General features: G+C 46.1%; 10 protein-coding genes. 2 read left to right on the top strand and 8 right to left on the bottom strand.

The annotated features are described in order from the left end of the window. Positions 1 to 278: 278 nt before the first annotated feature. The 6 genes from PN466_RS08050 to PN466_RS08075 all read right to left on the bottom strand — a co-directional run bounded on the left by PN466_RS08050 (position 279) and on the right by PN466_RS08075 (position 9,732). A complete protein-coding gene (locus tag PN466_RS08050) occupies positions 279 to 1,421 on the bottom strand; it encodes a 3-oxoacyl-ACP synthase III family protein (RefSeq protein WP_271938497.1) in 1,143 nt (380 codons plus the stop codon). 107 nt (positions 1,422 to 1,528) lie between these two features. Next, positions 1,529 to 2,647, bottom strand: a complete 1,119-nt coding sequence (locus PN466_RS08055; protein WP_271938499.1) for a 3-oxoacyl-ACP synthase III family protein — start codon at positions 2,645 to 2,647, stop codon at positions 1,529 to 1,531. A 135-nt stretch (positions 2,648 to 2,782) separates the two neighbouring features. Beyond that, positions 2,783 to 4,666 (bottom strand): thiamine pyrophosphate-dependent enzyme, encoded by a 1,884-nt coding sequence (locus PN466_RS08060; RefSeq protein ID WP_271938501.1) that lies wholly within the window; start codon positions 4,664 to 4,666, stop codon positions 2,783 to 2,785. Between the two features lie 215 nt (positions 4,667 to 4,881). Beyond that, on the bottom strand, positions 4,882 to 5,910 hold the full coding sequence (locus tag PN466_RS08065; RefSeq protein WP_271938502.1) for a methyltransferase: 1,029 nt from the start codon (positions 5,908 to 5,910) through the stop codon (positions 4,882 to 4,884). A gap of 74 nt (positions 5,911 to 5,984) precedes the next feature. Beyond that, positions 5,985 to 7,496, bottom strand: coding sequence for a class I adenylate-forming enzyme family protein (locus PN466_RS08070; RefSeq protein WP_271938503.1), 1,512 nt, complete (start codon positions 7,494 to 7,496; stop codon positions 5,985 to 5,987). 424 nt (positions 7,497 to 7,920) lie between these two features. After that, on the bottom strand, positions 7,921 to 9,732 hold the full coding sequence (locus PN466_RS08075) for an HAL/PAL/TAL family ammonia-lyase (RefSeq protein ID WP_271938504.1): 1,812 nt from the start codon (positions 9,730 to 9,732) through the stop codon (positions 7,921 to 7,923). Positions 9,733 to 10,159: 427 nt separating this feature from the next. On the opposite strand from PN466_RS08075, the gene PN466_RS08080 reads away from it, so the two are divergent. Continuing rightward, the gene (locus PN466_RS08080) at positions 10,160 to 12,700 is read left to right on the top strand and encodes a CHAT domain-containing protein (protein ID WP_271938507.1); all 2,541 of its coding nucleotides are present in this window, start codon (positions 10,160 to 10,162) and stop codon (positions 12,698 to 12,700) included. 69 nt (positions 12,701 to 12,769) lie between these two features. Here PN466_RS08080 and thrC read toward each other — a convergent pair whose 3' ends face one another. After that, on the bottom strand, positions 12,770 to 13,858 hold the full coding sequence (gene thrC, locus PN466_RS08085) for a threonine synthase (RefSeq protein WP_271938533.1): 1,089 nt from the start codon (positions 13,856 to 13,858) through the stop codon (positions 12,770 to 12,772). A gap of 178 nt (positions 13,859 to 14,036) precedes the next feature. Then, the gene (locus PN466_RS08090; protein ID WP_271938510.1) at positions 14,037 to 14,549 is read right to left on the bottom strand and encodes a Crp/Fnr family transcriptional regulator; all 513 of its coding nucleotides are present in this window, start codon (positions 14,547 to 14,549) and stop codon (positions 14,037 to 14,039) included. A gap of 171 nt (positions 14,550 to 14,720) precedes the next feature. Between PN466_RS08090 and PN466_RS08095 the strand changes: the two genes are divergently transcribed. Further along, complete coding sequence (locus tag PN466_RS08095; protein ID WP_271938513.1) at positions 14,721 to 15,314, top strand: chromophore lyase CpcT/CpeT; 594 nt, start codon at positions 14,721 to 14,723, stop codon at positions 15,312 to 15,314. The last annotated feature ends 43 nt before the right edge of the window (positions 15,315 to 15,357 follow it).

The raw sequence follows: 15,357 nt of genomic DNA on the forward strand, positions 1-15,357 counted from the left end.
AGACACTGACCAGGCTTTGAGCCATACAATCACTTCTATTTTCCTATGGTTTCTCGTTTTTCTCCAGTTTTTTTCCGGGTAAATATTCCCTCCACTTGGTCTCATTATCTATGCTACACTTTGTCGTGCGGAATGTGGGTTGTACCAGCGCTGCCAAACCTTATTGAAACAGCCAGAATTAATTGGAGGGTTAACCGATTTTTACGGGTGGAGTGAACTCACTGCTATATCACAACTTATTCAACGGACTTGATATGACGCAACTAAAGGAGCTAAAATTAAACTGCTACAGCAACAGGCGGTTGGCTACAAGCTGCCTGGAGGATTTTTTCTGAGTTTTCAGGGAGTGGGCCTAAAGCTACATCGCCCCACCGCATAACTATTGCACCAGCATTGCCAGCATAACCAATAGTATAGAGGAGAACTAAGTCATTTTCACGAATACGACCTGCTTTAGCAGCGAAGTACAAGTTGATGAGAGCTGTAACTGATCCAATGTTACCAACGTAAGGGTGAAGGTCAACTGTCCGAGCAAAATCTACACCGAGAGACCGAGTAGAAGCCTTAGCAATCCAAGCGGTGGGGGTATGAAAGGCAAAAAAGTCGATTTGGTTGAGTGTAACTCCGGCAGCGGCAGCAGCGGCTTGACAGCAGGGATAAAAAAGCTGGCTATGTACTGTCTGAGTTGATGCTTTTCCAGTGGGCTGGAATTCAATTTGAACTTTACCTTGTTTGTCAAGAATGAAGTGATTATCGAGAGCGCCCCAACTCTCACCAGCATTCAAAATCTTTTTGCCGATTACTCCGTCATTGGCATTCACCTCGCCGACAACAAAAGCGCTGGCAGCATCACCCGAAATAAATGCAAGAGTGTCATTAGGAGACAGAAAATCACTGAAAGCTGCGGAGGTTATCACCAAAACATTGCGACATTCTCCAGATCTGACTTGTGCATAAGCAGTCTGAAGAGCAACCATAGCAGCAGAACAGCCTGACTCTATATTCCAAGCCGGACACTTCAGCCCTAGTTCGCGAGCAAAAAAGGCTGCATCACCGGTTATAACTCCTTTGGGTAATGTGGTATTGACAATGACTAAATCTATCTCTTCAGCAGTAAGATTAGCTGCTTCGAGAGCTTGGTAAGCCGCACGATATCCTAGGGTGAGAGCGTTTTCTTCCCTATCAATTACTCGCCGCTCTACAGAACCTCGGAAAGGATCGGACAAATAGGGGAGCATCTCTTCGGTGTAGATATCAATCTGGTTGGAGGTTGATTCTTCAGGAACAAAAATTCGAGCTAAACCTAGTTTTTCTGCCTCCTCGACTAATTTGGGATAATTTTCCCGATAATAATCATTCGTACGAATTTCCCTAGGGAGACTGACTGCTAATGAATGAATTCCTACAGATTGATTGAACATAATTTTACTCTTTATGTTTGTTGACTAAGAAGTTGTTTGTGACCAAGAAACAATGGATGGGGAATGGGGTAGGCAAAGGGTGCCCCAACAAAAGACGTTAAAACGCTCTAAACCAAAGCGGGCATGACAGAACTGGGCGAGGGGGCAGGAGCTGGGCCAAGTACCACATCACCCCAACGCATCACCACGGCTCCAGCCGTAGAAACGGAACCAACGGTGTAAACCAAAACCAAATCATTTTCGCGAATATTACCTGACTGAGCAGCATGATAGAGGGTAACGGCAGGTAGCGCGAGACCGAGATTACCGTATTTGGGAAAAAGATTAAGTGTCTGTTCTGGATCAATACCCAGTGCCTTCACGCACAAGCTGGAATACCAAGCCAGAGGAGTATTGAAAGCAAAAAAGTCAATGTCTTTCAAACTCACGCCAGCCGCAGCCGCAGCCCCTTGGCAGCAAGTCCGGACTAAATCTCCAGCCGTATCACGCAGGGGACGGCTCCCAGTTTTCCCAGCTCGCAAGCAAACTCGAACATCGCCCTGTTCGGTTGGCTCGAACTCGTGGACAAAAACGCCACAAGTATCAGCCGTGTTGACCACTTTCGCACCCAAAATGCCTTGATTGGATTTCAACTCGCTGACCACAAAAGCACCACCAGCATCACCCAGGAACCAAGACAGTGTATCGCTCTCAGCGGCCAACCGAGAATTAGTTGATGATAAGGCAACTAACACGTTACGGTATTGTCCAGTTTGTACCAGAGCGCAAGCAGTTTGAAATGCCACTAAACCACTCGAGCAAGCGGACTCGATATTCCAGGCTGGACAACTCACGCCAAACTGACGCGCTAGGAAGACAGCATTCCCAGGAGCAACATAATACTCAGGTAACCATGACGCGCTAATTAACAAATCGATGTCACTAGGAGCAAGATTAGCAGCTTCCAAAGCATCGAAGGCTGCACGATACTCTAACGTTAACGGAGACTCCCCAGGACCTAAGACTCGGCGTTCAACTGCCCCCCGGAACGGATCGGATAGGTATTTGGCCATTTCTTGGTCAAACTCAGTTGGGTTGGGGGTAGATTGGGAGGCTGAAAACACCTTGGCCAAGTTTTTTTGTTCTGCTTTAGCCACCGCATCAGGGTAGTTTTCCCGATAATAGTCATTGGTGCGAACGACACGGGGAAGAGTAATGGCTAGAGATTGAATTCCAACGGGTTTCATTGTGATATACATCCTGATTTTTTGCAGCAATGAGAAAAACAAGTGACGATTCGTGCTACGTGCTGGAGAGTAGTGAGCAGAAGAAAAGCATCAAACATCACCTCTTCACAAGCCTGTACCTGTAATATCGGTTCATCAATGGGCAGAACCTTGCGATACTAAGCTCTGAATCCGAGTGCCGATGGGTGCTTGCACGCTTGGATCAATTGCGACATCGACCACAAACGGTTTATCTGATGCTAATGCCTGCTCTAAAGCACTCTTCACATCGACAGGGTTAGTAACACGGACACTTTCAGCCCCCATGGCCATAGCTATGGCCTCAAAATTAACTTGATTAATTTGGACATCGATACCTTTAAAGCCCTGAAGCGCCATGCCCTGTTCGCACATATTGTAACGACTGTCATTGAGGACAATCCAAACGGCAGGAATGTTATATTTAACTGCCGTGCTGACTTCACAACCATTCATCAGCATCGAGCCATCTCCAACAATGGCCACAGCTTTATCCTTCCGTGCCTCGGCTGCCCCCACAACTCCCGCAGTCATGTGACCCATGGAAGCAAAGCAAGTGCTGGTACGGAAACGACCAGGTTGAGAAAATTTCAAACGATTGATGGCCCAGGCAAAAGAGTTCCCTGGTTCAGCCATCACCAATGCGGTACTGTTGTTGATAATCACTTCTTGAATCTGCTCCATAAGCAGAGCGGGATTGACGAGGCCAGAAGCTTTAGAATAGTCGTAACCCACTTGAGTCTCAGACGTTTTTTTTCCAACCATTTTTTCCGTCAGACTCTTATCAGATTGTTTTTTTTGTAGTTGCTTCCGCAGTTTTTTGACAAACGGACGGATCTCAGAACTGATGCAGTAAGTTTTGGTTTCAGGATACGCAAGTCCTGTCAAAGTCTGGTCGGGATTTACATAAATTAATTTATAACTTGATTTGTCTTCTAGATTCTCGGATTTTCCTTCTAGATTCTCTTTCTGCAGCAAGTCTGAATTTGTTCCAAGCAAGTCAGGATTCCAGAACGAGGTAAATTCCCCAAGATTGCTTCCCAAAACTAGGATTTGTTTGGGAGCATTTTTATACATATAATCGAGGACTTCTGCATGTCCACCAAAGCCAGTTACCCCTAAAAATTGCTCATCTTCTTCTTCAGAGAAAATGCCCTTACCTCGTGGCGAACAGATGACTTTTGCCCCTGTTTCTTCTGCTAATTTACGGATTTGTTTTGCTGCATGTCTCGCTCCAAAACCAATCCAAATGACAAAGGGTTCTTTGGACAGACAATCAACCCAAGGTTTGACTATTTTCTTCTTAGTCGCGATAATTGGGTCGAGAGTTATGGAAAAAACGGCTGGGGAAAGCTCCTTGGTGAGTAAGGTTTGAATCCCAGTGGGAATGTTGATATTGGCAATAAATCCCCCTGGTTGCTCTAACCCTTTCGCTAACCGACGGGCAATTTCTGGTAATTCCTCAACCGCTTCTATGGTTTTCGCATAATCAAACAGGGTTCCTGAAGCCAACAGATCAGAAGGCATGGCATAAGTACTGGTTTCTTGCGCTGCCAAGCGCCCCCTATTTTTCCCATAAGTTGCACCAGAGAGAAAAATGATCTTTGCTCCTTCTCCACGAGCGGCAAACAATCCTGTGAGTGTGTTTGTCAATCCTGGCCCGGTAGTGGCAAACACGGCGACTGGGGGAGTCTTGGCATTCTTTTTACCAGAGTAGTCTTCACTGGCAAAGTAGGCTTCGCAGGCTGCGAAAGCAGCACCAGACTCATGCCGGTAGTGATGTACTGTAATTGAGCTGTTTTCTAACTTCTCCACTAGAGGAGTAATTGCTCCTCCTAAGATACCAAATGCATGGTTGACCTTAAATTGTTCAAGCATTTTGACTATAGCGTGGGCCACGGATACTGCTTTTTTCGTGTTTTGGAATTGGCTATTTAACTCTACCTGAGAAGGTTGTGCAGATTTAAATTCCCATAGTCCCTTGGTTTCATCAAAACCCATTTTTGTTGACCTCCTAATTCAAAAAGGTTGTAATGTTGAACGTTGAGTAAGCAGGTGAAGGAATGGGGAAGCTTGTAATAATGTTCCCTCAATCGAATAAATTCTGATATCAAATCCTTAAATGTTGGCTACACATGTGTACTGTAGAGACAAGTCATGGCTTATCTCTACCCTGATGGTGATCTGTAGCATAAACAAATGGGTTTGATATGACTCTACGGTTTGCAACCCGTGACGATACTCCAATAGCCAGTTGTCGGGATAACTTCTACATCCACAAACCCAACCTCAGAGAGGAGGGTTGACAACTCGCGACCTGAATATTGTTGTCCCTGCATTGTGACTAACATCGTGAAGTTATAATTGGCTACAGTTTGTGGCCCAAATTTAGAGTCGTTGTAGAGCATTTCGTGAATAATCAACCGACCTCCAGAAGGCAAGCTATCGAAGCTTTTCTGGGTTAAAAATCGTCCTTTTTCTGGTGTCCAATCGTGATAGATATCCGCATAGAAATGGCAGTCAGCAACTGGAAACTGTTCTTCCCACATATTACTGCTGTGGGTTTGAATGCGGTTTTCTAAACCATACTGGGCGATAAACTCTTTCGCTACTTCGCATACTGGCTGTAGGTCAAGCACAATCGCTTTTAAAGCAGACCATTTCAATATCGCCGTGATGGAGTGGGTTCCCGAACCACCACCAATGTCTAACAGTTGCTTGTACCCTGACAAGTCAATGGCTTTTGGCCAAGCTAAAGCGGCTGCCATGCTATGACTATGCATTGAACGAGTAAACAAGCGGGCTAGATCCATTTGTTGTTCAAAGGTCTCAAACCCTTGGAATTGGGGAGAATTGGTTAAGACAGCGCGTTTTAAACTCTCAAACGAAAACACGACCGTGTCATTGGCAATCATTGAATCCAAAACTCCACCAACATAAGTGGAACTGCTAGCTAGTAAATAATCTTCTGCTAAAGGAGTTAGCGAATAGTTACCCGCTTGTTCTTCCACTAATCCAACCGATACCAACACCGACAACATGGCAAAAGCTGGACGGGATTCAATATTGAGTGATTGACAAATTTCTGCGATAGAGCGAGGCTGTTGTGCCAACAGAGGAAAAAGTTTGAGGTCGTGGGCCAAGAGTAACACTCGTTGGGGAAGATATCCCAAGATAAGATCCCATAACGGCTGGTCATCAGTGTGGGGTTTGTGAATTTGAACACAAGTAGCTGAGGTCATCATAAATCTCCAAAAAGGTTGTAACGTTAATGGGGAGTGGTGAGTGGGCAGTGTTTGTTTTCCCGACTCCCTATTCCCTATTTTTTATTGAGAGCGAGTTCTTCTTCTCGCAACACTCGTTTGAGAATCTTGCCTGTGGGATTCTTCGGCAGACTGTCTACAAAGGAAATGGAACTGGGGACTTTATACTTGGCCATGCGATCGGCACAAAATGCTTGCAATGCCTTGGCTTTGAGCGATCGCCCGGCTTTTAAGCGCACCTTGGCTTTCACGACCTCTCCCTTGGTAGGATGGGGAGCGCCATAGACGGCTGCTTCGATCACATCCGAGTGTTGGTAAAGAACTCGTTCTACTTCTGCTGGATAAATTTTGAACCCAGACCGATTAATCATGTCTTTGAGGCGATCGACAATGTAGAAATAGCCATCTTCATCCATGTGACCTAAATCTCCAGAATGGAACCATCCATCTTTTAAGACTTTGGCTGTCTCTTCGGGATTATTGAAATACCCCAGCATTACATTCGGGCCACGAATCACTAATTCTCCAACTTCACCAGGGGGCAGTGGCTCACCTTTGGCATCGACAACCTGCATTTCCACATTCTCAATGGGCATTCCAATGGAACCCAATTTATAGTGCCAATCGTGGTTATAGCAGGAGAACGGTGAGGTTTCGGTTAACCCATAGCCTTCATGCACCCATTGGCCGTATTGCTCCTGCCACCGTTTGGTCAGTTCAGCGGGCAGTACTGCTGCTGCACTGAAGTAGTAGCGGATAGTTCTCAGGGCTAAGGGAGGCAACTGCATGTCTAGTAGCTTGGCAAATACTGTGGGTACGCCAAAGAACATGGTAATGCCTTCGTGTTGTACGGTTTCAACAAGTTTCTCTGGGTCAAAGCGACGCTGTAAGACAATGGTGGCTGCGGCATTGAGTCCTCCATTGAGGATGAAATTTTGCCCAAAACAGTGGAAGAGGGGTAAATACAGCAGCAACTTATCATGGGGCTGAATCTGGCAATTATGCTTCACTGAGTGCATATTGGAGACTACATTACCATGGGAGAGGGTTGCGCCTTTTGGGAATCCAGTGGTTCCTGAAGTATAGATAATAGCGGCTGGGTCTTGAAGCTGCATGGAGAGAGCCTTGGCATGAGGAGACATGCGAGCGAGTAAACGGGTCAAACTCACGTCTTCCTCTGCTTTGCCTTCTGCAATTAAAATGTGCTGGAGATGGGCAAGGTCATCTGCCAAAATTTGCATTCTCAAGTCTTGAGTGGTAACGATCGCTTTGGCTTCACAGTCATTGAGGATAAAGAGTACCTCGTCCTGTTTGAGCATTACATTGAGCGAAACTACCACTGCTCCAATCTTGAGACTGCCCAGATAGGCAACTACAAATTCCGGGATATTGGGCAAAAATAACGCTACGCGATCGCCTTTTTCCACACCCAAGTGCTTCAGTCCATTGGCCATACGATTGACCAACTCATCCAAATGTTGATAGGTAAATTCCTGTCCTTCAAACCGTAGGGCCACTCGCTGGGGAAAAATTTTGCGATCGCGTTCCAAATGCTCTGTAATGTTCATGACTGTTGTCTTTTCAGATAAAAATTTCGGGAATGGAGAGAATGCTTTGCGCTAGGGAGTGGAGAATTCCCTTGTTGTTGACTATTCCTGATTGCTGATTTCCCACTCCCTCTTCCACAAGGGCTGACTTCCCAAGGCGCAGCAACTTCCAATTCCTCACACTCCGAGGAATGATTAATGAATAGAGAAATTGAATCATATTGACACTTATAAGTTTGGCAAAAGGGAATAGTTTAGTGATCCATATCACAGCCGACCTACCCATATAGGTTGTTAGAATGTTAGGCAGATATTGTTTAGCAACCAAGTCGTGTTGTACTCTTTCCTGGCGAAGAAAGCAAAATACAGTATCAGCAGTAAAACAAATAATTTTACCCAACCCATTAGAGTGTGATCTAAAAAAGATAGCTACTTCCTAATCAGCTCAAGACAAGCCCATCTCTTGGGTTGCCTGTGAGATAATCCCCCCTTGTGCTAGATCTGTAGCTATACAGGCGATGTGATAATCAAGGGATTGCTCGCAGTCGTTCCAAATGTAAGGCCTTCTACTTGAAGGTGGTTTGTCTACCACCGCTCGAACAGCACTATAGAGCTTTTCAGTCGTAGGAGAAAGGCACTCCCTGGCATCGTAATGTCCAGCAACTTTATAGGTTCGTTGATCCACGCCCTGCACAGCAAACATGAGAGCCACTGCCATATACTGATGGGAAATGGAGATTGTTTGCCGGGTTAAGTTAGCAGAAGCAAACCCCTGAGAGTTAATATTCTGATTAAACTGTTCAGCATGGGTAGGAAATCGGTCTGCAATAGAATTACCAAAAAAAGTTAAGAGGGGCATTAAGGAATTGCCGGTGATTTGCAAACCTTTTAAGCCCATATTCACCTTTCGGCCGGTATTACCAACTAACGAAGGGGGAAGGCCATTATTAAACTCTGGGGCGACCAGAAGAGCAATCTGCGTATCCAGGTGTTTAGTCAAAAGTCCCAGATAGTAGCGCAGTTTATCCATCCCTACACCGACATACTGACCGAGGAAGTTTCCGCAGTGGTACGTAGTTTGATTATCAACATCAATTAAGGGATTGTCAGTAACCGAGTTCATTTCTACTTCAATTTGTCCCGCAATTTCCCTCAGTCCATCCACAATGGGGCCAAGATACTGAGGTAGACAGCGCAGAGAATAGCGGTCTTGGATTAAATTCTCTCCTTCAAAGTGCTGCTGCTCTTGCCGTTCGTCTCGCGATAATACGGAGCCTTCTAAAAGGTCGAGCATCGTAGCCGCAGCCCACTTTTGACCCGAATGGGGTTTCAAGTCATGGATAAAGGGATGAAAGGATTGATTGGTTCCAGCTAATCCTTGCACAAAGAGGGCATGAGTCCCCATTGCTAAGGCTAACAGTTGTTGAGCATCGTGAACGCACAGAGCAGCAATACCTGTCATCACCGATGTGCCATTGGTCATCGCTAACCCTTCTTTTGGATGCAAGATTAACGGTTTTAACCCCAGTTTCTTCAAGGCTTGAGGGGCAGGCATCGATTGCCCTTGAAAATCAACTGTAAACGAGTCATCAATACCAATCAATGCCCCTGTAATCCTAGCTAAGGGCACTAGATCGCCACTTGCTCCGATCGATCCGTACTCGTAGACGTGGGGGGTAACTCCTTGATTGAGAAAGGTAGCCATCCGTTTAATCAGTTTCAGTCGAATTCCGGATGCTCCTTTAAGGTGCGAGTTCATCCGTAAGAGCATTGCTGCTCGGACATCGGCTAGGGGTAATGGTTTACCCGCTCCTGACTTGAGGAACCAAATCAAGTTGTTTTGCAATTCGGCTGCTTCTTGGGAGGAGATAACGGTATCCGCCATGCCACCAAAACCGGTGGTTACTCCATAAATGGCTTTGTTCTGAGCAACTGCATCTTCTATATAGTTGTGAGCAGCCTTAACTTGTTCTAATAGTTCTTCCGTATCGGCCAACTGAACTGAAGTCCCCTGGCGAGCGACTTCAGCTACGTCTGTGATGGTAAGGTTCTCATCTCCCACCGTTACGATTTTATTTTCATGCCTCGGAATAGGCGATCGCGCATTTTGCCTAGACGGTCTTTCCTCAAACAGTTGTGAAGTCCCTTGCAGCACACGGTTTCCCTGTTGTTTTTGCCGTTTACTTGTCAAGGTCACTTGTTCTTTTTCCCGCAAGGCTTTGGTGTTTGCACCCATTAAGTCTGGGGTTTTTATCATGTACTAACGTCCTCAATCCGCCTTAATTGCTAAGTAAATCTATTCATGGGCTGATACCAGCTCATTCGTTATATATACACATAATAGATGATCCCCTACTAAAGTCAACCTCTCGTTGATAAGATATATCTATGTATATACAACATAAGTATAAGTATCGATAGTCAGAAAAGAGGATAGGGGGACGCGGAGATGGAAAGATTGCCTATTACTGCAAAATGCATACTCTCCACTTCCGAACGCGAAGTGCAGCACTATAGAAGAATTTAATAATTAAATCGTTGGGTTCTAAACCCTGTCCCAGACAGAGAAAGGGGTGGAGGAGTGCATTGACGATTTAAGGAAGGGGGGTCTGACCCCTCCCATCGGTAGAAGAAATGAGCTATTTTCTAAGTGTTCAACAACACTACGTCTTAAACAGAACACTATGATAAGAAAATTACGACGTTACTGGAATTATCTTTTAATTGCACTGGTAACCATCGGTCTCGCTTTGTCTGTTCAAAGCGCGATCGCGAGCGTTCCCGATCTCACTCCTGTCCCCTTGACCCAAACCTCCACTCCTCTGGAGCAAGGTCGTCAACTTTATCAGTTAGGTCGTTTTGCAGATGCGGCTAAACTTTGGAAGCAAGCAGCACAGGCCTATGAGAGCGCAGGAGATGATGCCTATCAAGCCTTGAGTTTAAGTTATCTCGCCTCCGCTTATCAAAAACTAGACCGTCCAGAACCAGCCCAGGAAGCCATTGAAGAGAGTATCGAGATTTTAGAGTCTGATCCTGAGCGACAAGCCTTTCTTTGGGGGCAAGTCCTCAATACGCAAGCCAATCTTTTTCTCTATTTGGGGCAAACTCAAAAGGCTTTAGACACTTGGGAGATGGCAGAAAGCTACTACCAAGAAGCTGGAGACCGTCAAGGCGTGGTGGGGAGCCAACTGAACCAAGCGCGAGTCTGGCATGGTTTGGGGTATTATGGCCGAGCCTATGATACTCTTGAAGAAATCGCGCAACAAACCAATCAGCTTGATGATTCACTGCTCAAAATTCAAACCCTCCATAGTTTGGGCAATGCCTTACATCTGAATGGATATCGGAACGATGCACGCCAAATTCTAGACCAGGCTTTGGTTCTCGCAGAACAGATCAACGCAGACAGCGAACTGAGTCCAATTTTATTAAGTTTAGGGAATATTGCCGCTGACCAGAACAATACCCCTGACGCTCTCTATTATTTCCAACAAGCGGACCGTACAGCCAAGAATGGAAAGACTCAGTTAGATGCAAAACTCAACCTCCTGCAACTGTATACAGAACTTGGAGAGCAGAACGAGACTCGAACAATTGCAACTTCTCTCCAAAAGCAAATTGATACATTGCCTGCCAGCCGCTCTAACATCTATGCAACAGTCAACTTTGCTCATACTTTAAATACCCTTGAGCGGCCAGACACGATCCTACCGCCGTCCAAAGTCGCCAAGCTTCTGGGTGCTGCGGTGCAAGATGCCCGTAGTTTGAAGGATGCTACAGCAGAAGCCTATGCTCTAGAACAATTGGGGGCACTGTATGCTCGCCAAGGACAAACCTCAGCAGGGGAAAATTTACTCAAACAGTCCCTGTCTTTGGGTCAGGCTATGCAAGCCAATGTGATTATTTCTCAAGCGGCTTGGAATTTAGGCCGGGTACTGCAACAGGAAGGCAATCAGACCGAAGCGATCGCCGCTTACCGAGAAGCCATTGATGCTCTGCAAGCGTTGCGAGGTGACTTAGTCGGGGTTGACCGGGAGATTCAGTTTTCCTTTCGCGAAAGTGTGGAACCTGTCTACCGAGAATTAGTCGGACTCCTGTTAGATAATCATCCCGGTCAAACCGAATTAGCGGAAGTCCGCAACCTCATTGAGAGCCTACAATTAGCAGAACTTGATGACTTTTTTGAAGATGCCTGTTTAGAGGCCAAACCCCAACAAATTGATGCCATTGACCCTGACGCGGCTCTCCTGTACGTGATTATGCTTCGAGATCGCCTCGTCGTACTCGTCTCTGCTGCATCCGAACCCATCCGTTACTACACTCGTTCCATTTCTCAAAAGGAGGCAACCCAAACGTTCCAAACCTTTTTGGCTACCCTACATCCGGTCTCCGATAATACGAAACGATTAGAACTCTCCCAACAGATCTATGATTGGTTGATTCGGCCCGCAGAAGAAGATAATGCATTGCAAGGTCATAACACCTTAGTGTTTGTCCTTGACGATCTCCTCCAGCGCGTGCCTGTAGCCGCCCTCCATGACGGACAACAGTATCTGATCGAAAAATATGCGATCGCCTTGTCTCCAGGTTTGCAACTGCTACCAGCCAACGAACTGCAAGAACAGGAGATTGAGGCTCTTGTTGGTGGCATTAGTGAGGCGATCGATGGATTTGCTGCTCTGCCAGAAGTAAAACAGGAAGTCCAAGAGATTTCCAATACTATCCAGGCGACTCAATTACTCAACCAAACCTTTACGCGAGACAAATTGGTACAGAAACTCAAACGAGACCATCCCAATGTGGTTCACCTAGCTACCCATGGACAATTTGGCTCGACTCAAGAGAATACCTTTTTACTGGTGTGGGATGGACAATTGAATGTGCGAGAATTATCCGAAGTACTCAAAGACCGCCGCAGGAGTAAAGATAACCTAGAGTTATTAGTCTTGAGTGCTTGCGATACGGCAGCCGGAGATGATCGCGCAGCTTTAGGTTTAGCCGGATTTGCTGTTAAATCTGGGGCCCGCTCCACCATTGCTAGTCTTTGGCCCGTCCGGGATCGAGTTGCTGCTCAACTGATGGCCCAATTCTATGAAGACTTGCGTCAACCTGGTATTGGCAAAGCTGAAGCCCTTCGCCAGGCGCAGCTTAAACTCCTAGAGAGTAAAAGCTTTCGTGAACCTTTCTTCTGGGCCTCTTTTGTCATGGTTGGGAATTGGCTCTAACGCTCCGTGTTGGTGAGTAGGAGGATAGGGAAGATGCGAAGACGGGAGGACTTCCTATTCCCTATTCCCTTAAAATCCCATAGCAGCAGCGACAGATTTTAGATCGGGTTCGATGCCTTGATGACAGGGATTTTGGCTATGGTTAATCGCTGTGTCGGGGTCTTTCAAACCATTGCCGGTGAGAACACAAACAATTTTGGCTCCTTCTGGGACTTGGTCTTTCACCTTCAATAACCCAGCTACCGAAGCGGCAGAAGCAGGTTCGCAGAAAATACCTTCTTCCGAGGCTAACAGGCGATAGGCATTGAGAATGTCTTCATCGGTAACCGCTTGAAATTGGCCACCACTGGCTTCTTGGGCTGCCACTGCTCGATCCCAACTGGCAGGGTTCCCAATACGAATTGCAGTGGCGAGGGTTTCTGGATGTTCGATGGGATGTCCAGCAAGAATGGGGGCCGCGCCAGCCGCTTGAAACCCCATCATTTTTGGCAGTTGACTACATTTCTTTTCTTGATGATATTCACAAAAACCCATCCAATAGGCAGTAATATTCCCTGCATTGCCCACAGGAATACAAAGCCAGTCCGGAGCATCCCCTAATGCATCTACGACTTCAAAGGCTGCTGTTTTTTGCCCTTGGAGGCGATAAGGGTTAACAGAATTTACCAAGGTAACCGGATACTTTTCCGAGACTTCACGTACGATCGCCAAGGCTTGGTCGAAGTTGTCTTTAATGGCAAGAACTTCTGCCCCATAGAGCAGGGCTTGGGCTAGTTTACCCAGAGCGACATAACCTTCAGGGATAATAACAAATGCCTTTAATCCGCCCCGTTTAGCATAGGCAGCAGCGGCGGCCGAGGTGTTGCCGGTACTGGCACAAATCACGGCTTTCGAGCCTTCTTCTTTTGCTTTCGAGACTGCCATCGTCATCCCCCGGTCTTTGAAGCTTCCGGTGGGGTTTAAGCCATCATATTTTACCCAGACCTGAACCTGTTTTCCGATTTGAGCAGCGATCGCCGGCACAGGAATCAGAGGTGTGTTACCTTCTAATAGGGTCACCACAGGCGTATTTTCAGTTACGGGAAGGTAGGCGCGGTAGGTTTCAATTAATCCTTTCCAAATACTGCGTGCGGACGAGTTTGGATGAGTTTGACCGATCGAGGTTGATAAAGTGGCAGTCACGTTCGCTTGGTTAATCCAAATGAAGTTTAATATATCTGTTCTATATAGTTTAATGCATGGGTTGCTTTTAGGAAAATGTGGGGGAATTTAGGGAATAGGGAATGAAGGAGCAATCCCCAGTCGCCCCATCCTCCCAACTCCCTAGTGCGAAGCGCTATATAAAGCTCCATTCCCCAAACATTGCCGTGCGTGCTTGTTGCACCTCTGAGACCTGGGTTTCCATTTCCTGCTGTTTAGCATAAATTTCTGACAATTGGCGTGTCATGGCTGAAGCTCGTTTTGCCATGGCTTCGGACATATTTAATAGAATCAAACTCGTCACGCGATCGCCGTCAACAACTTGTTGATGTAAAACATCAAAGTCAATCACGATGACCTTCACCTGGGTAAGGGTCGTAACATGAGCAGAACTCGGTTCACCACTAAAAAAGCTGATTTCCCCCAATACAGTAGGAGCTTGGAGGGTCGATAGGAGGTGTTCCCCTTTGGCAGTCTCTAGGGAAACCTGAACTTCTCCTTCGAGAAGAAAAATAATTTGCCGACAGAGAACATTTTGTTTTAAAATTCGCTTGCCTGCGGCGATCGTTCCCTGTTTGCCCACTTTGAGGAAGTCTTTAACTTGTGTTGCTTTCAGGTGATTAAAAGCTTGAAACTCTTGATACTTCATGGCACTCAGCTCTCGGTCTATCCTAACGCTGGTTTTATTATGCACTCTCTCTTAGTTCCTTTACTCAGAGAAATTGAAGATAAACAATGTTCAGATAAACCCAACTCTGGGCATCAAGTCTCAGTCCCAGTTTTTCAATGGTTAATCATTAATAATTAATAGTTAATTCCTATGACTCATTCTACAGATATTGCCACCTTTGCCCGCTGGATGGCCGCAGACTTCAGTAATCAAGAGCAAGCCTTTGAAAATCCACCCTTTTTTGCTCATATTCGGGTTTGTATGCGTCCGCTTCCCTTCAATCTGATGGGCAATATTAGTTTATATCTAGAGCAAGCTTATCATCTAGATGTCACTCAACCCTATCGTACCCGCGTCCTCAACTTTGTTCTCAAGGATAATCAAATTGAGGTCGAAAATCATAAAGTTTTGCATGAAGAAGAATTCTACGGTGCATCTCGTCATCCCGAACGTCTCCAAAACCTGACCGCAGACCGAATCGAAAAATTGCCGGGATGCACCTTCCAAGTCGGATGGACAGGCAAGAGTTTCAAAGCAAAAGTAGAACCGGGAAAAGGTTGCGTAGTTGTTCGTAATGGCAAAACTACTTATCTCGATAGTGAATTTGAAGTTAGTCCTTCTGGACTGATTAGTTTAGATCGCGGACGCGACCTAGAAACAGGTGAAAGGGTGTGGGGTTCGATTGCTGGTCCCTTCGAGTTTGTGCGCTGGGAAAACTTTGCCCACGAAGTCCAAAGTCAGTAGAGCCCTTCGTGCTGGACAATAGGCAATAGCTTGTATAGCTTAG

It is taken from the genome of Roseofilum reptotaenium CS-1145, from assembly GCF_028330985.1.
GTDB classification, from domain to species: domain Bacteria; phylum Cyanobacteriota; class Cyanobacteriia; order Cyanobacteriales; family Desertifilaceae; genus Roseofilum; species Roseofilum reptotaenium.